The sequence below is a fragment of the Larsenimonas rhizosphaerae genome (assembly GCF_026240105.1).
GTDB classification, from domain to species: domain Bacteria; phylum Pseudomonadota; class Gammaproteobacteria; order Pseudomonadales; family Halomonadaceae; genus Larsenimonas; species Larsenimonas rhizosphaerae.
This window is the reverse complement of record NZ_JAPIVE010000002.1, coordinates 19209-37031: the sequence shown is the minus strand read 5'-3', so window position 1 is coordinate 37031 and position 17823 is coordinate 19209. Positions and strand designations below refer to the sequence as shown.

The following is a 17823-nucleotide window of genomic DNA, read 5'->3' as shown; positions in this document are numbered from 1 at the left end:
GCCGAGGCCTGAGGCCATCGGAATGTTAACCACCCCCAAAACGAAGCGAGAGGTACTGGCGTGAATCTGAACCTAACCATTATTGGTCAGTCCATCGCCTTCGCCGTTTTCGTCTGGTTCTGCATGAAGTACGTTTGGCCTCCGGTCATTCAAGCCCTTCATGAGCGTCAGAAGAAAATTGCCGATGGCCTGGATGCAGCCAGCCGCGCTCAGCAGGAGCTGGACGAGGCCAGCCGGCAGGCTGAAAAAACATTGCGTGAAAGTCGCGATGAGTCTGCCCGGCTTCTGGAACAGGCGCGCAGCCGTTCCAATCAGATGATTGAGGAAGCACGTGATGATGCGCGTGCTGAAGGCGAGCGGATGATTGCCAATGCTCGCACCGAGATCGAGCAGGAAGTCAATCGTGCCAAGGAACAACTGCGTGCACAGGTCTCTACACTGGCGATTGTCGGTGCAGAGCGTGTTCTTGAGGCTTCTGTCGACGAACAGGCGCATCGCGAATTGCTGGACAAGCTCGCGGCTGAACTCTGAGGGGAAGCCCCATGGCTGATACGTCACAACTTGCTCGTCCCTATGCCAAGGCCTCCTTTGATCTGGCGCGGGAATCCTCACAGCTTGATCAGTGGTCAGCCATGCTGGCCACTGCGGCCCGTGTGTCTCTGGACAAGCGGATGCGTGAGGTGCTTTCCGACCCGCGCAGGTCTCGCAAGGACAAGGCCACCCTTCTGATCGACGTCTGCGGCGACGCCCTGGACAAGCATGGTCAGAACTTTATCCGTGTACTGGGAGATCAGAATCGTCTGCTCCTGCTGCCGGAAGTGGCTGAGCTGTTCGAGGAAGAACGCGCCGGGTTCGAGAAACGTACGGACGTCGTTATTGTTTCGGCCTATCCGCTGGACGACGAGCAACAGAACACGCTGGCAGACGCACTTAAAAAGCGTCTTGACCGCGAAATCTCTATTACTACTCGGGTGGACAAGTCGCTGCTGGCCGGTGCCGTGATTCATGCAGGAGATACCGTGATCGATGGTTCCCTGCGTGGTCGACTGGCAAAGCTGGCCAGCGCCTTGAATATCTGAGACCGAGGGACATGGCATGCAGCAACTGAATCCTTCTGAAATCAGCGACGTCATCAAGAATCGTATTGAAAAACTTGATGTTGATGCTGAAGCACGTAACGAGGGCACCATCGTCAGTGTGGCCGACGGCATCATTCAGATGCACGGCCTCAACGACGTCATGTTCGGGGAAATGATTGAATTCCCGGGCGATGTTTTTGGCATGGCGCTTAACCTTGAACGCGACAGCGTAGGTGTCGTGGTTCTGGGGAACTATCTGAGCCTTCAGGAAGGCATGACCGGCAAGTGCACCGGCCGTATTCTTGAAGTCCCGGTCGGCAAGGAACTGGTGGGGCGCGTTGTGGATGCCCTGGGTAATCCAGTCGATGGCAAGGGTGACCTTAAAACGACTGAAACCGATGCGGTTGAAAAGGTTGCTCCGGGGGTTATCACCCGTCAGGGCGTTGACCAGCCGGTACAGACCGGGCTCAAGGCGATCGATGCGATGGTGCCTATCGGTCGTGGTCAGCGTGAGCTGATCATCGGTGACCGTCAGATCGGCAAGTCCGCGATCGCCATCGATGCCATTATCAACCAGAAAGGCAAGGGCATTACCTGTGTCTATGTCGCCATAGGCCAGAAACAGTCCACTATTGCCAACATCGTTCGCAAGCTCGAAGAGCATGGTGCGATGGAACATACCATCGTGGTTGTAGCTGGTGCTGCCGATCCTGCTGCCATGCAGTTTCTGGCACCGTATGCCGGTTGCACCATGGGCGAATATTTCCGCGACCGCGGTGAAGACAGCCTGATCGTTTACGATGACCTGACCAAGCAGGCCTGGGCATATCGTCAGATTTCCCTGCTTCTCAAGCGTCCGCCTGGCCGTGAAGCCTATCCGGGTGACGTGTTCTATCTCCACTCCCGTCTGCTTGAGCGTGCTGCACGTGTCAACGAAGACTATGTCGAGAAGTTCACCAATGGTGAAGTGAAGGGTAAAACCGGTTCACTGACGGCACTGCCGATCATTGAAACACAAGGTGGTGACGTTTCCGCATTTGTTCCTACCAACGTGATCTCTATCACTGACGGTCAGATCTTTCTGGAAACCAACCTCTTCAACTCCGGTATCCGTCCTGCCATCAATGCTGGTCTGTCGGTTTCACGTGTAGGTGGTTCTGCGCAGACCAAGATCATCAAGAAGCTGGGCGGCGGTGTTCGTCTTGCCCTGGCACAGTATCGTGAACTGGCAGCCTTCTCCCAGTTTGCATCCGACCTTGATGAAGCAACCCGTAAACAGCTTGAACACGGGCAGCGCGTTACCGAACTGATGAAGCAGAAACAATACTCTCCGATGTCCGTATCAGAGATGGCTGTTTCCCTTTATGCGGCTAACGAAGGCTACCTGAACGACGTTCCGGTCGATAAGGTTCTGGATTTCGAACGTGCCCTCATCGAGTACATGCACTCCGAGCAGTCTGAACTGCTGGCGCGCATTGATGAGAAAGGCGGCTACGATGACGGAATCCAGCAGGGCCTGAAATCAGGCGTCGAAACCTTCAAGTCGACTCAAAGCTATTGATGCCGTGGTAGAGCCTGCTCCGCAGGCTCTACCTTGAGTTGCTCGAACAGGATATCGCTATGGCAGCCGGAAAAGAGATTAAGTCCCAGATCGGGAGCGTCAAGAACACGCAGAAGATTACCAGCGCCATGGAAATGGTGGCTGCATCCAAGATGCGTCGGGCGCAGGACCGCATGGCAGCCAGCCAGCCTTATGCTCGTCAGATTCGCAAGGTAGTCGGACACGTATCCAAGGCCAACCCCGAGTATCGCCATCCTTATATGCAACCGCGTGACGTAAAGCGTGTGGGCTATATTGTCGTCACGTCCGATCGTGGACTGTGCGGTGGCTTGAACGTCAATCTGTTCAAAAGTGTCATGCGTGACGCGAAGCAGTGGCGTGATCAGGGGGCTGAGGTTCGTTTTTGTGCTATCGGTTCCAAGGGCAGCGTTTTCTTCCGTAAATACGGTTCCAGCGAGCTGCTGGCTGCCAAATCCGGAATTGGCGATGCGCCTGTAACCCAGGATCTGATCGGCAGCGTGAAGGTCATGCTGGATGCATTTGATAATGGTGAACTCGACCGCCTTAACGTGGTGTGCAACGAGTTTGTCAACACAATGACTCAAACACCGATCGTCCGTCAGTTGTTGCCTCTTACGGTGGACGAGCCCGCGAAGGATCAGACCACCGATCCGTCGAGCAGTGCTCCGTGGGATTACCTCTACGAGCCGGACGCGAAAGCGTTGCTCGATACACTGCTCGTACGCTATGTCGAATCTCAGGTCTACCAGGCCGTGGTCGAAAACATTGCCTGTGAGCAGGCCGCACGCATGATTGCAATGAAAAATGCGACGGATAATGCCGGCAATATGATCGACGAGCTGCAACTTGAGTATAACAAGGCCCGTCAGGCGGCTATTACTCAGGAAATTTCCGAGATCGTCAGCGGAGCAGCTGCCGTTTAACAGGTTGAGTGAACAGGTTTTTTAGCAGGTTTAAGAGGAAACAGGATGAACGGACGTATCGTACAAATCATCGGTGCGGTGATTGACGTCGAGTTTCCGAGGGACAATGTACCCAAGGTTTATGACGCACTCGAAGTCGTCAACAGCGACACCATTCTGGAAGTACAGCAGCAATTGGGCGACGGCATTGTTCGTACCATTGCGATGGGATCTACCGAGGGCCTCAAGCGGGGTCTCGAGGTTGCCAATACAGGTGCTCCCATTTCAGTGCCGGTCGGCCTGAAAACGCTGGGCCGTATCATGAACGTGCTGGGTCAGCCCATCGACGAAGCCGGCGAAATCGGTGAAGACGAGCGGATGCCGATCCACCGTGCAGCACCCAGCTATGCGGATCAGTCTTCTTCCAGCGAGCTTCTGGAAACAGGGATCAAGGTCATCGATCTGGTCTGCCCGTTTGCCAAGGGTGGCAAGGTCGGCCTGTTCGGCGGCGCCGGTGTAGGCAAGACCGTCAACATGATGGAGCTTATTCGTAACATCGCCATCGAGCACAGCGGTTATTCCGTATTTGCCGGTGTAGGTGAGCGTACTCGTGAAGGTAACGACTTCTATCATGAAATGACCGAGTCCAACGTTATCGACAAGGTATCGCTGGTTTACGGTCAGATGAACGAGCCGCCGGGTAACCGTCTGCGTGTTGCACTGACAGGCCTGACCGTTGCGGAAAAATTCCGTGATGAAGGTCGCGACGTACTGCTGTTCGTTGACAACATCTATCGTTACACCCTGGCGGGTACCGAAGTATCTGCACTGCTTGGCCGTATGCCGTCTGCAGTAGGTTATCAGCCCACTCTGGCAGAGGAAATGGGCCAGCTTCAGGAACGTATTACGTCAACAAAAACCGGATCCATTACCTCCGTACAGGCGGTATATGTTCCGGCAGATGACTTGACCGACCCGTCTCCGGCCACCACGTTTGCCCACCTTGACGCCACTGTCGTTCTGTCGCGTCAGATCGCTGAACTTGGTATTTACCCTGCCGTTGATCCGCTTGATTCCACGTCTCGTCAGCTGGATCCATTGGTAGTAGGCGAAGAGCACTATAATATCGCCCGTCAGGTACAGAACGTACTTCAGCGTTATAAGGAGCTGAAGGACATTATTGCCATCCTGGGGATGGATGAGCTGTCTGACGAAGACAAGCAGCTGGTGGCACGTGCGCGTAAGATTCAGCGCTTTTTGTCACAGCCGTTCTTCGTGGCCGAGGTATTTACCGGTGCGCCAGGCAAGTATGTTTCCCTGAAGGAAACGATTCGTGGCTTCCAGGGCATCCTTGATGGCGACTATGACAGCATGCCTGAGCAGGCGTTCTACATGGTTGGTACTATCGATGAAGCCATCGAGAAAGCCAAAAACATGAAGTAAGCCAGCGCCTGGCGGAGAGGACATCACCATGGCATCGAAGATCCACTGCGATATCGTTAGCGCCGAGAAAAGTATCTTTTCCGGTGAGGTCGAGCTGGTTGTAGCGGCGGGTACTGAAGGCGATCTCGGCATTCGTGCGGGTCACGCGCCACTGTTGACCGCACTGGCGCCGGGTCCTGTACGTATCGTCACTGAAGAAGGCCATGAAGACATTTTTTATGTCTCCGGAGGCTTTCTCGAAATTCAGCCGGATATTGTGTCCCTGCTGGCAGACACTGCTCAGCGCGCTCGTGATATTGATGAAGCTGAAGCCGAGCAGGCACGTCAGGAAGCTCAGCGTGAGCTGGAGCAGCATGAATCGGCCGAGCAGCACTCCATTGCCCTGGCGCAGTTTGCCGAGGCCAGTGCGCGGCTCAGAACGCTTCATCAGCTCAAACGTCGTCGCTAGTAACAGCAGTAGTGTGGCACACAAACTAAAACGGCTTCCCTTGGGAAGCCGTTTTTTCGTATGGGATGATTAATCATCATCATCATTGACGACAAATGCCCGTTTATCATCAGGTACCAGAACGGTATCACCCTTGCCAAGATCCAGCGTCTGTTCATCGGGACCGCTGGCACCGATACCGATTACCTCGGCGATGGAGGTTTTACCATCGGCGCGCTCCAGTACTTTCAAACGTACGTCATGGCCCTTGTAGCGAGTCGTGATGATGCTTCCTGCTTCCGGTGCCTTCTTCAAAAAATATAAATCGTCGTAGTGTTCACGAACGCTTTCCTGCTGGGGGGTATCCCATTGAATCTGGCGTGCAGACATCCCTGTGCTCCTTTGATATTCAATTAAACCATGATGCGCCGATAAGTCAGAAAATTCCTTGAAGACTGATTTATGCGCCTTTGTTTTCTCACCCTGCCAGTATGGTGGATTTTCTCGAGCCTTGCGCTGGCCGCATCTGATTCGGGCCATTGTGATGCTACTGAAGCAGCAGCGCTTGAAGCGCAGATTGCCGTGTGGGATACAGCGTATTATCAGGAAGGCACTCGTCTCGTGAGTGATGGTATCTACGACAGTAGTCGTGCACTACTGGCGCGGTGCCAGGCTAATCATCATCTGTCACCCGCGCCCGCCTACCCGCTGCCAGAGCAACGCCTTCATCATCCCTATCCGCAGCTCGGGCTCAGGAAACTTTCTAGCAGGGAGGAATTACGTCAGTGGCTTTCACGCCTCGACACGCCGAAGTTTCATATTCAGCCCAAGGTGGATGGTGTGGCCGTTACACTGGTATATCGATCAGGCGAGCTTGTACAGGCCATCAGTCGTGGTGATGGGCAGTACGGGCAGGACTGGTCTGAAAAAATAAACGGTATTGCCGGTCTTCCCATGAAGCTTTCCCCGCCCTTTTCGGCAACCGTGGTGGTGCAGGGAGAGTTGTATGCACGTCGAGAAAATCATGTTCAACAGGAAGGAAGCAGAGGTGCTCGTCATGATATCGCAGGATGGATGAATAGGCGTGTCCTTGAAACTGCACTCCGGAGTCGTATCGGTTTTTTTGCCTGGCGCTATGTCAGTGACGAGCTTTTCGATGCACGCCTTGCGCAGCTGGGCAGGTGGGGATTTTCAACCGTGGAACAGTTCAGCCATGTGGTGAACTCGGTGGATGACATCCAGCAATGGCGAGCACAATGGTTTGAATCACCCTTGCCCTTCGCCACGGACGGTGTGGTAATTCACGCGTCTGATCCTCAGGTGGAAGAGCCTGCGGTTGCCTGGAAATATCCGGCTCTGACGGGTGTCAGTCGCGTGATTGATGTCCACTTTTCCATCGGTCGGACCGGTCGTATTACACCGGTTCTGGAAGTTGCCCCCGTAGTAATCGATGATCGTACTGTACGTCGTATTTCCCTTGGTTCCCTCAATACACTGAAGCGTCTTGGGATCATTCCAGGAGATATCGTGCGTATACGCCTTGCCGGTGCGGCTATTCCTGTTATTGACCAGCGTCTGATAGCGGCTACTGGGGCAAGGCCCTTATCGCTGCCTGATCCAGAGGCTTATAACCGGTTGAGTTGCCTTGTATTGACTGATGAATGTCAACAGCAATTCATTGCTCGTCTGGTGTGGATGTCATCCTCCAGCGGGCTCGCCATACGTGGAATAGGACGCCATAGCTGGACACGCCTTGTCCATTCGGGCGTGATTCACCGGCTGGATGACTGGCGACACCTTCGGGAGGATCAATTGCTGGCGGCGGGAATCAGTCCGGGCCTGTCAACATCACTGTCTCAGGCTTTTCGGCAGGCAGAAAAGACAACACTATTGATGTGGTTGAAGGCACTTGGAACCATATCAGCCTCGGAATATAAGTATTTCAGAATGAAGAGCCTGAAAATGAATCGAAAAAACATATTAAAGAATGTTATTAACTACCAGGAAAAAGGTAGTCAAAGCAGCATTTTGAGGGCATTCATGAACGATGGGGAGGGAGAAAGGCTGGTAAATGGCTGGTTGGATTGAGGTTTTTTGTTACAGTACGTTTTCAGGCTTCAGTGTAAATATCCCTGGTCAAAGCTTTTTTCTGGTGGTTCATCCTTGTTTATTGGGATTTTTTTGTTTTCAAGGCATTGATTTTAATGGTTTTATGGATTGTTCTAAGCTAGTGTCATGATGGTTCTGGTACAATGTTACTTTAAGTTAGTACTTTTACCATACTAACGTACAATGTATTTTTATGTATCCGGAGACTAAAGTAGGGCGGTATGTAGTCATGCTTTTGCCATGATAGAGCCATAAGCAGGTAACAAGGGTCGTTAAACCCTTTGGCAAGAATGCCGTTATTCCTGTGTGACAGCTTGCTCCTGGATCAGGCAATGAGGATCTCCTCAGGCGGGGTTGTTCAGCAAGTAACTGGTTCATTTGAACCGAGTGACTGGCAACTTTGATCGAGAAAGCGGTGGCTCCCCTATTCAATAGCCAAACTAGCTGGCTGAGGAGAAATACTATGACATTATTGATCGTTGGCGGCGCCCTTTACGCCCTTCTCATCCTCTTCATGGCAGGTGCCATGATGGTCTCCGGCCGAGCCAGTGAGCGCGAAGAAAAATTGGCATATGCCTTTACGACGTCACAGGATGGCAGTGCAAATGAATTCCAGTTCCCGAACCATCGCGATGCTGCCTGATTCTGTGGAGCTGATATAAAAAACGGGCCAATCGGCCCGTTTTTCATGAACAGCTTTCAGCATGAAGCGTCCCTGAGCGCCTGAACGGCCGGAAGCGTCTTGCCTTCTACGTACTCCAGAAATGCTCCCCCGCCAGTAGAGATATAGGAAATATCATGGGCAACATCGTACTTGTCGATGGCCGCCAGGGTATCACCGCCTCCAGCGATGGAGAATGCATCACTTTCGGCGATTGCGTGTGCCATTGCCTTGGTGCCATTACCAAATTGATCGATTTCGAAAACACCCACCGGTCCGTTCCACAAAATGGTTCCGGCCTGTTTGAGGCTTGCAGCAAAGCTGGCGGCTGTTTTAGGGCCCACATCAAGGATCATGTCATCTGAATTGATGTCTTTGAGTGACTTGACTGTCGCCTCGGCATTTTCCGAAAATTCAGTAGCTACCACCACATCTTCCGGAAGAGGGACATTGACCTTTTCCATCAGGGTTTTGGCCTGATCAACCAGGTCTGCCTCATACAATGACTTGCCTACGTTGTAACCCGCGGCGGCGATGAACGTATTGGCAATTCCGCCACCGACGATCAACTGGTCACACTTTTCTGACAGGGCGTTGAGCACTTCCAGCTTGGTAGAGACCTTGGAGCCACCTACGATGGCCACCAGAGGGCGATCAGGTTTGGAAAGCGCCTTCTCTAGTGCATCCAGTTCGCCGGCCAGCAGAGGCCCTGCGCAGGCCGTTTCAGCATAGCGAGCCACTCCATGGGTTGATGCCTGAGCCCGGTGAGCCGTACCGAAGGCATCCATGACATAAATATCGCACAAGGAAGCGTATGCCCTGGATAGGGACTCGTCGTCTTTCTTTTCACCCTTGTTGAAACGAACATTTTCGAGCAGCACCACTTCGCCGGGCTCGATCTCCAGCATGCGACCGTCCAGATAGTCCTTCTCTACCCGAACGGTAATCCCCAGCAGTTCACTCAAGCGGTTGGCTACTGGCGCCATCGAAAATTCATCGTCCGGTTCACCCTCGACAGGACGACCCAGATGGCTCATCAGCATCAGACGGGCCTTTTGTTCAAGTGCCGCCTTGATGGTTGGCAGGCATGCCCTGATCCTGGCATCCGAGGTTACTCTGCCATCCTTGACAGGAACGTTAAGGTCCTGGCGTACAAGTACTCGCTTATCGGCCAGGTCCAGTTCTGACATGGTACGAACGTTCATAACAGCATGCTCCTTGTAAATTGCATGAAGTCGGATGACTTCGAGGTTATCAAGCCGATAGCCAGCGCCTGGCCACATCGATCATACGATTGGTATAGCCCCATTCATTATCAAACCAGCACACCAGTTTCACGAGATGCCGACCTGCAACACGTGTCTGGGTGGCATCCAGAATGGATGAATGAGAGTCATGATTGAAATCAATGGATACCATGGGATCAGCAGTAAAGCCTAGTTTTCCATCAAGGTGGGTGCGAGCCGCCTCTGCCAGACGGTGATTGACCTGATCCACGGTAACCGGGGTATTCAGTGTCAGTGAAATATCCATCATTGATACATTAATGGTGGGAACGCGAACGTGCAGACATTCAAAGCGGTCTTCAAGATGGGGCATCAATCTTGAAATACCGGTCTTGAGGCTGGTGGTCACGGGAATCATCGAGCTCATGGCAGAGCGAGCCAGGCGAAGGTCGTCCGGATGGGCCGCATCAATTACGGGTTGATCGTTCATGGCCGAGTGCAGGGTGGTAGTAACGCCGTAGGTTACGCCGAATGCGTTATCCAGCTCGGTCAACACTGGTACCAGTGCATTGGTAGTACAGGAGCCTGCCGAAATGATGGTGTACCTGGGATTCAGAGCGTCATGGTTGACACCATCAATGATGGTGGCATCCACATCGTCTCGAGCCGGATGAGAAAACAGAAACCGTGAGGCGCCTGCCTGCAGGTGCTGTTCGGCATAGGCACGTGTGCCGGAATGACCCGAACAATCGAACACCATATCAATCCCCAGACTGGACCATGGGAGTAGCGTGACAGAGGGCTCACGCAACAGCGTGATGGGAGGGTTATCATCGATCAGCAATTGATCTCCCTCGAGATGCACGTTGCCCGGGAAACGGCCATGAGTAGAATCCAGTCGTGTCAGGTAGGCCAGCGTATCTGGCGCAGCAAGGTCATTGATGGCCACGACCTGTAGCTCGTCATTCAATCGACGCTCGGTGATGGCGCGCAATACACAGCGCCCGATACGACCATACCCATTGATGGCAATTCGATAGCTCATGGACTCTACAGTTAAAGGTCATGTGTTCAGGGGCCCATGGTAGCGTAGAAACCATCTCCACTGTCATGAGGAATTCCTGATATTGATGTCAGCCTTATGCTACTTTTGTATAAACTGAAACGGCTGACACGTCCATTGGTCACTCCGGCATGATAGGGTGCCACCGATACCCTATAAGGTATGCGCCATGCTGGAATGCATGGACGTTGCTGGATCAAAAAACTATTAACGAGAGAAGAGGCAGATCCCACGGATCTGTTGGTCATGTCACAACGTGATTTTTCACATGTCACATGTTCCCTGTCATAAACGCCAAGGAGTAGCATAAATGACGGATATTGCGAAGCTGTTGGGTGACGAAGCAGATCATTTGCTGAGCCATACCTGCACCGGGTTCAAAAAAGAGGATCTGTATCTGCCGGGCAGCGATTATGTTGATCGTGTCATGACCGACAGTGATCGTAGTCCGCTTGTACTGCGTAATATGCAGGCGCTGTTTGATAACGGGCGTCTGGGCGGTACCGGCTATGTCAGCATGCTGCCGATTGATCAGGGTATCGAACACTCGGGTGGCGCTTCCTTTGCACCGAATCCGATGTACTTTGATCCCAAGAACATTGTTGAGCTGGCTATTGAAGGTGGCTGCAGTTGCGTAGCTTCCACGCTGGGCGTGCTTTCAAGTGTGGCTCGACGTTATGCGCATCGTATTCCGATGATGGTCAAGCTCAATCACAACGAGACCCTGACGTATCCGGCCATTTATGACCAGACCCTGTTTGCACAGGTAGAGCAGGCGCATCGCATGGGGTGCGTCGCGGTGGGAGCCACCATCTATTACGGCTCGCCGGAAAGTCGTCGTCAGATTACCGAAATCAGCGAAGCCTTCGAGCGTGCGCATCAGCTGGGTATGGTCACGGTGCTGTGGTCCTATCTGCGTAACCCGGCATTCAAGAAAGACGGAACGGACTATCATGTGTCATCCGATCTTTCCAGCCAGGCAGTACACCTTGCCGCGACCATCAAGGCGGATATCGTCAAGCAGAAGCTGCCTGAAAACAATGGTGGCTACAAGGCGATCGGTTTTGGCCATACCCATGACAAGGTATACAGCGAGCTGACATCCGATCATCCGATTGACCTTGCGCGCTATCAGGTTGCCAATGCCTATATGGGGCGTGCGGGATTGATCAATTCCGGTGGTGGTTCCAAGGGCGAATCGGATCTGGCTGAAGCCGTACGCACTGCGGTCATCAACAAGCGTGCTGGTGGCATGGGCCTTATCTCGGGTCGCAAGGCCTTCCAGAAGCCGTTTGCTGAAGGAGTGCAATTGCTGAACTCCATTCAGGACGTCTATCTGTCGAAGGATGTCACGATTGCCTGATGGGTAACGAGTGATAAAAAAGCCCGGCCATTGGCCGGGCTTTTTCGTGAGCAGGAATCAAAGCAGTGCTTCAGCCCGTTCAACGATCTTTTCTGCAGTAAAGCCGAAGTGTTTGAACAGATCTTCAGCCTTGCCTGATTCACCATAGGTCGTCATGCCGATGACATCGCCATCGAGACCGACATACTTGTACCAGGTCGACGGGATGGCTGCTTCTACCGCCAGACGTGCACGCACATTCCTTGGCAGGACGCTGTCGCGATAGGCATTGTCCTGCTCATCAAACAGTGTTGTGCAGGGCATGGAAACAACACGTACCTTATGGCCCTTGTCTTCAAGAACCTGTGCTGCATCCATGGTGATGCCGACTTCCGAACCTGTAGAGATCAGGATCAATTCCGGCTTGCCATTGTCTGCATCCTTGAGGATGTAGCCACCACGACGGAGGTTGGCCAGCTGTTCATCGTTGCGTGCCTGCGGATTCAGGTTCTGACGTGAGAAAATAAGTGCTGTAGGGCCTTTTTCACGCTTGAGCCCTTCTACCCAGGCTGCTGCTGTTTCGGTGGCATCGCAGGGGCGCCAGGTATGGAGGCCCGGCAGGTTGCGCAGATCAGCCAGTTGCTCGACAGGCTGGTGCGTCGGACCATCTTCACCCAGGCCAATCGAGTCGTGTGTGAACACATGGAGAATACGTGTATGAGACAGCGCAGACATGCGGACAGCGTTGTGCATGTACTCCATGAACACCAGGAAGGTAGCATCATAGGGAATAAAGCCGCCATGGGTAGCAATGCCGTTGGCAATGGCACCCATTCCGAACTCACGAACACCATAGTGCAGGTAGTTGCCGCTGAAGTCGTCGCGGGTGATGGCCTTTGAACCGCTCCATAGCGTGAGGTTGGATGGTGCCAGGTCCGCACTGCCGCCCAGCAGCTCGGGAAGGCCCGGGCCCAGATCGTTCAGTACTGCCTGAGAAGCCTTGCGCGAGGCAGTTTTTTCCTGCTTTTCCTGAGCAGACTTGACCAGAGCATCACCATCAAAGTCATCCGGCAGGCGACCACTCTGTCGACGGGAAAGTTCTGCAGCAAGTTCCGGATGTGCCTTTTCATAGGCAGCCATCTGTTCCTTGTGCGCCTGCTCAAGCGCCTTGCCCTGCTCCCTTGCATCCCACGCGGTGTAGATGTCATCAGGAATTTCAAATGGGCCGTATTCCCAGCCGAGTTGTTTGCGGGTAGCAGCTACTTCATCATCACCAAGGGCAGCACCGTGAGACTCTTCCTTGCCGGCCTTGTTGGGCGAGCCGAAACCGATCACGGTCTTGCAGATGACCAGAGTGGGTTTGTCAGTAACCTGCTTGGCATCTTCGATGGCCTGATTGATCTGGTCGCGATCATGTCCGTCGATAGTATCAATGACATGCCATCCATAGGCGCGGAAGCGCCCGGCGGTATCGTCGGTAAACCAGCCTTCAACCTCGCCATCGATCGAAATACCGTTGTCGTCGTAAAATACGACCAGATTGCCCAGACCCAGCGTGCCCGCCAACGAGCAGGCTTCATGGCTGATCCCTTCCATCAGGCAGCCATCACCGGCAAATACCCAGACACGGTGGTCGATGACATTGAAATCATCGCGGTTGAACTGAGCAGCCAGGGTTTTTTCGGCGATGGCCATGCCAATACCGTTGGCCAGTCCCTGTCCCAGCGGACCCGTGGTCGTCTCGATGCCTGGTGTATACCCGTGTTCCGGGTGGCCTGGCGTTTTGGAACCCAGCTGGCGGAAGTTCTTGATCTCCTCGAGGGGGAGGTCATAACCGCTCAAATGCAGCAGGGCGTAGTGCAGCATGGAGCCATGGCCATTGGAAAGAATAAAGCGATCCCGATCTTCCCAGTCAGGGTTGGCCGGGTTGTGCTTCAGGTGATCTCTCCAGAGTACCTCGGCAATATCAGCCATGCCCATGGGCATGCCGGGGTGACCGGAATTGGCCTGCTGCACGGCGTCCATGGACAGCGCACGGAGGGCGTTGGCTAGGTGACGGCGAGATGGCATATCGGTAATGCTCCTGCAGAAGATAGAACGAGGGAAACGTGTCTTCCCGCTTTCGGATGAATCGTGCTGGATCAACAGAATAGCGTCTCATACGGTGTGGAGATAGGTCATTGCTACAATGCGGTGCACGTCAGGGTGGGCAGCGATCAGTATTGTGTAAAAGCGTACCCGGCCTTCTTACACGAACCGAAATTAATTTTTATTAATATGGATTAGTAAACCCTGTAGGATTGGGGCATACATTTAACGGGTCAGACAGCGTTGTTCCAGATACATGACCAGGCAATGGGTTTAGAACGGGAGGCCAGCGATGTCGATTGTCGAAACGTACAGCGCTGATTTTTCAGAGGAGTCCTGTCTTGCACGACTTCTTGACGATGCAGTAGATACACCCTGCACAGATGCCTTCATGGAAGATGTCCTGACACGCCTTATTACCATGGCCGGTCGTGGCATCGGTCATGTCTGGAAGGTTGAAGATAACGGTGAAGCGCTCGTTTCCAGCGATCAGTGGTTCAGTACTGTTGAAATGGTGCCCGGGCAATTCGAAAAATTTTGTAAACATGCGGTCGAAAGTGCTCTGGCAGATCCGCATAGTGCGCCTAACGAAGCCCTGTACTACCGGTATCCGGTAGAAAATGACCTTTCTGAAAAAGAAGCACTGGCCCAGCGAAATCATGTCCTGAACGAGTATGGTATCCATCATGTCACCTGTCTGCCGGTGCTTGTCCGACGCAAGGTTCGACTGATACTGGAGTTTTTCTGGGCCAATCCCGTTCTGCCCGAGTCGGATTATTCCTTTTTCCTGAAGCAGTTTGGCATTCAGCTGGGTTTCATCCTGGAGTGCCGCGAGAATGAACAGCAGCGCACCCGAAGTGAGCAAAAGCTCAAACGGATTCTGGATAGCGCGGGTGACGGATTTATAGGTATGGACAGCGAGGGCTGTGTCACCGCATGGAATATTGCTGCTGCGACATTATTTGGCTGGTCTCGAGAAGAAGCCATGCATCACCCGGTCAGTGAGCTGATTGTACCGCCAAGCTATCGGGAGGCTCACGACGCCGGGATGGCACGGTTTTTACGCACGGGGAAAAGCCTTGTGCTGGGTAAGCAACTGGAAATGCCCGGCCTGCACCGTGATGGCAGAACACTGCAGCTGGAGATGACACTCTGGTCATTGCAGGATAACCAGCAGTGGGAGTTCTACGCCTTTATTCGCGATATTTCAGGACGCAAGCAGCGCCAGAGCGAGCTTGAACGACGTGCGGATTATGATGAACTGACAGGATTGCCACGACGGGGGCTGCTGCTTAAATTACTGGATCAGGTGCTACAGGACCCCCAGTCCACACCCATAGGGCTGATGTTTATTGACCTTGATCGCTTTAAACGCATCAACGATACCTTTGGGCATGAAGCCGGTGACACTGTTTTGTGCACCATGGCAGAACGGCTTCAGAATAATGCAGGGTCGGATAACCTGGTAGCCCGTCTTTCCGGCGACGAATTCGTGGTTCTTTGTCCCGAGCTTACCTGCGAGCGGGAAGCTTCCTATCTTGCGATGCAGCTTCTCAAGAGCTTTGACAGTCCGGTGGATCTTGGCGACGACCATGTTTTCGTCTCGGGCAGCATTGGCGTAGCGCTGTCAACGTGTGAAAGCACTTCCGTTGGTTTGCTCAAATGGGCGGACATGGCCATGTACGAAGCCAAGGGCAAGGGCCGTGGCACGTTCGAAGTATTCAATGATCACATGAATTCCCGGCTGGCTCGGCGCATGATGATGGAGCGTGATCTTCACGAGGCGATTTCCCAAGGACAGCTGGAGCTTTACTATCAGCCATTGATCGCCTGTGGCAGTCGGAGAGTTGTATCTGTCGAGGCCCTGCTGCGATGGAATCATCCTGTACAGGGGCTGATCATGCCGGAGGATTTTATTCCGGTTGCCGAGGAATCCGGATTGATCGTGCCTATTGGCAGCTGGGTCCTCGAACAGGCCTGCCGTCAGGCGCGTCTCTGGTCATCGCTGGGTGATCAGGACAGTCCAATGACATTGTCTGTCAACCTGTCAGGACGTCAGCTGGCGCAAGCCAATCTTCTGGATCATATCGAGCGCATTCTCGACCAGCTGTCCTTTGATCCTCGTGAAATACGGTTTGGCTTTGAAGTGACGGAAACCGTCATGATGCGTGACCCGGCCAGTGCCGCCCATACCCTGGCTCGGCTTCGTGCACTGGGTACTTATCTCTCCATTGATGACTTCGGTACTGGCTATTCTTCCATGGCCTACCTCAAGCACTTCCCGACGGATGCCATCAAGATCGATCGATCCTTTATCAACGATATTGCCCATGACGAGCGAGATCAGGCCATTGTTGGCGCCATCGTCAACCTTGCCATGGGGCTGGGCATTGATGTGGTAGGTGAAGGTGTAGAAACCCAGGCACAGGCCGATATGCTGTGCAGTCTTGGTGTTGATTATATTCAGGGCTTTTTGTATGCCACCCCCATGCCTGTTCCGGCATTCGAGCAGTGGTACCACGACTGGCACGATAGTCAGTCGGCGAGCTAGGCAGTCTTACAGTCAGCGTGTACACTTTTTGCCATTCTACACCCCGCCTGTTCCGTGCCGTCTTCGGACGCAGCGGTCTGTTATTGCATTGATGTGAGGATCAAGGACGTTTCATGAGCGAATACTCACTGTTTACTTCTGAGTCGGTGTCCGAAGGCCACCCTGACAAGATCGCCGATCAAATCTCGGATGCCGTGCTGGACGCACTGATTGCGCGTGACAAGCAGGCCCGCGTGGCTTGTGAAACACTGGTGAAAACCGGTGTTGCCATCGTGGCGGGTGAAATTACAACGAATGCCTGGGTTGATCTGGAAGATCTGGTACGCCGGGTGATTTCCGAGATCGGTTATACGTCATCGGCTGTAGGTTTTGATGGTGCGACCTGTGGTGTACTGAACCTGATCGGCAAGCAGAGCGTAGATATTGCTCAGGGCGTGGACCGTACTCGTCCAGAAGACCAGGGCGCAGGAGATCAGGGGTTGATGTTTGGTTATGCTACCAATGAAACCCCCTCCTATATGCCCGCGCCAATCCATTATGCGCATCGCCTGGTCGAGCGTCAGTCGGAGCTTCGCAAGAATGGCACCCTGCCATGGTTGCGTCCGGATGCCAAAAGCCAGGTTACGTTCCGCTATGGTGATGATGGCAAGCCTGCTGCTATAGATGCCATTGTTCTGTCGACACAGCATGACGAAAATGTTTCTCAGGACGAGCTGCGTCAGGCGGTGGAAGAGTTGATCATCCGTGAAGTGCTGCCGGCTGACTGGATCACCGACAGTACCGAGTTTCACATCAACCCGACCGGGCAGTTCGTTATTGGTGGCCCGGTAGGGGATTGTGGTCTTACCGGTCGCAAGATCATTGTAGATACCTATGGCGGCATGGCGCGTCATGGTGGCGGAGCATTTTCCGGCAAGGATCCATCGAAGGTAGACCGCAGCGCGGCTTACGCGGGACGCTACGTGGCCAAGAACATTGTGGCCGCCGGCCTGGCAGATCGCTGCGAAATTCAGGTGTCCTATGCCATCGGCGTAGCTGAACCAACGTCTGTATCAATCAATACCTTTGGTACCGGCCTGGTCAGCGATGCTCGTATCGTTGAGCTGGTACGCGAGCATTTTGATCTGCGTCCCTATGCCATTACCACCATGCTGGACCTGCTGCATCCCATGTATCAGCTGACAGCATCCTATGGCCATTTCGGGCGTGAGCCGTTTGAACACAGCTATACCTGGACAGACGTCAACGGGCAGCAGCAGACAGAAACCTTTACGGCCTTCCCCTGGGAAAGGATCGATAGAGCGGATGACCTCAAGGCTGCTGCCGGGCTGTAAGCCTGTCAGTCAGTTT

General features: G+C 53.6%; 15 protein-coding genes. 11 read left to right on the top strand and 4 right to left on the bottom strand.

The window, feature by feature from the left end; all coding sequences use genetic code 11:
* The first annotated feature begins 60 nt into the window (after positions 1–60).
* Genes OQ287_RS06705 through OQ287_RS06680 form a run of 6 tightly spaced genes read left to right on the top strand, consistent with a single transcriptional unit; the run spans position 61 to position 5454 of the window.
* The gene (locus tag OQ287_RS06705; RefSeq protein WP_250934696.1) at positions 61–531 is read left to right on the top strand and encodes a F0F1 ATP synthase subunit B; all 471 of its coding nucleotides are present in this window, start codon (positions 61–63) and stop codon (positions 529–531) included.
* Positions 532–542: 11 nt separating this feature from the next.
* Positions 543–1079: a F0F1 ATP synthase subunit delta gene (locus OQ287_RS06700; RefSeq protein ID WP_250934693.1), complete on the top strand. Its 537-nt coding sequence runs from the start codon at positions 543–545 to the stop codon at positions 1077–1079.
* A 16-nt stretch (positions 1080–1095) separates the two neighbouring features.
* Complete coding sequence (atpA, locus tag OQ287_RS06695) at positions 1096–2640, top strand: F0F1 ATP synthase subunit alpha (protein WP_250934690.1); 1545 nt, start codon at positions 1096–1098, stop codon at positions 2638–2640.
* Between the two features lie 59 nt (positions 2641–2699).
* On the top strand, positions 2700–3584 hold the full coding sequence (gene atpG, locus OQ287_RS06690) for a F0F1 ATP synthase subunit gamma (RefSeq protein WP_250937925.1): 885 nt from the start codon (positions 2700–2702) through the stop codon (positions 3582–3584).
* Between the two features lie 45 nt (positions 3585–3629).
* On the top strand, positions 3630–5006 hold the full coding sequence (atpD, locus tag OQ287_RS06685; protein WP_250934687.1) for a F0F1 ATP synthase subunit beta: 1377 nt from the start codon (positions 3630–3632) through the stop codon (positions 5004–5006).
* 28 nt (positions 5007–5034) lie between these two features.
* Positions 5035–5454, top strand: coding sequence for a F0F1 ATP synthase subunit epsilon (locus tag OQ287_RS06680; RefSeq protein ID WP_250934685.1), 420 nt, complete (start codon positions 5035–5037; stop codon positions 5452–5454).
* Between the two features lie 69 nt (positions 5455–5523).
* On the opposite strand, the gene OQ287_RS06675 is transcribed toward OQ287_RS06680, so the two are convergent.
* The gene (locus tag OQ287_RS06675) at positions 5524–5823 is read right to left on the bottom strand and encodes a hypothetical protein (RefSeq protein ID WP_265895930.1); all 300 of its coding nucleotides are present in this window, start codon (positions 5821–5823) and stop codon (positions 5524–5526) included.
* 72 nt (positions 5824–5895) lie between these two features.
* On the opposite strand from OQ287_RS06675, the gene OQ287_RS06670 reads away from it, so the two are divergent.
* Both OQ287_RS06670 and OQ287_RS06665 read left to right on the top strand, forming a co-directional pair.
* On the top strand, positions 5896–7521 hold the full coding sequence (locus OQ287_RS06670) for a DNA ligase B (RefSeq protein ID WP_265895929.1): 1626 nt from the start codon (positions 5896–5898) through the stop codon (positions 7519–7521).
* Between the two features lie 484 nt (positions 7522–8005).
* Complete coding sequence (locus OQ287_RS06665; protein WP_250934679.1) at positions 8006–8185, top strand: hypothetical protein; 180 nt, start codon at positions 8006–8008, stop codon at positions 8183–8185.
* Between the two features lie 56 nt (positions 8186–8241).
* Here OQ287_RS06665 and OQ287_RS06660 read toward each other — a convergent pair whose 3' ends face one another.
* Together OQ287_RS06660 and OQ287_RS06655 are read right to left on the bottom strand one after the other, a co-directional pair.
* Positions 8242–9408, bottom strand: a complete 1167-nt coding sequence (locus OQ287_RS06660; protein ID WP_250934677.1) for a phosphoglycerate kinase — start codon at positions 9406–9408, stop codon at positions 8242–8244.
* A 49-nt stretch (positions 9409–9457) separates the two neighbouring features.
* Positions 9458–10474 carry a type I glyceraldehyde-3-phosphate dehydrogenase gene (locus OQ287_RS06655; RefSeq protein ID WP_265895927.1) on the bottom strand — a complete coding sequence of 339 codons (1017 nt, stop codon included), beginning with the start codon at positions 10472–10474 and terminating at the stop codon, positions 9458–9460.
* Positions 10475–10802: 328 nt separating this feature from the next.
* Between OQ287_RS06655 and OQ287_RS06650 the strand changes: the two genes are divergently transcribed.
* The gene (locus tag OQ287_RS06650) at positions 10803–11855 is read left to right on the top strand and encodes a class I fructose-bisphosphate aldolase (protein ID WP_250934675.1); all 1053 of its coding nucleotides are present in this window, start codon (positions 10803–10805) and stop codon (positions 11853–11855) included.
* A gap of 57 nt (positions 11856–11912) precedes the next feature.
* On the opposite strand, the gene tkt is transcribed toward OQ287_RS06650, so the two are convergent.
* Entirely contained in the window at positions 11913–13904 is a 1992-nt protein-coding gene (tkt, locus tag OQ287_RS06645) for a transketolase (RefSeq protein ID WP_250934674.1), read from the bottom strand.
* A 310-nt stretch (positions 13905–14214) separates the two neighbouring features.
* Here tkt and OQ287_RS06640 point away from each other — a divergent pair, with 310 nt between their 5' ends.
* Positions 14215–16473 (top strand): putative bifunctional diguanylate cyclase/phosphodiesterase, encoded by a 2259-nt coding sequence (locus OQ287_RS06640; protein ID WP_250934673.1) that lies wholly within the window; start codon positions 14215–14217, stop codon positions 16471–16473.
* A gap of 113 nt (positions 16474–16586) precedes the next feature.
* Positions 16587–17807, top strand: coding sequence for a methionine adenosyltransferase (gene metK, locus OQ287_RS06635; protein ID WP_265895926.1), 1221 nt, complete (start codon positions 16587–16589; stop codon positions 17805–17807).
* The last annotated feature ends 16 nt before the right edge of the window (positions 17808–17823 follow it).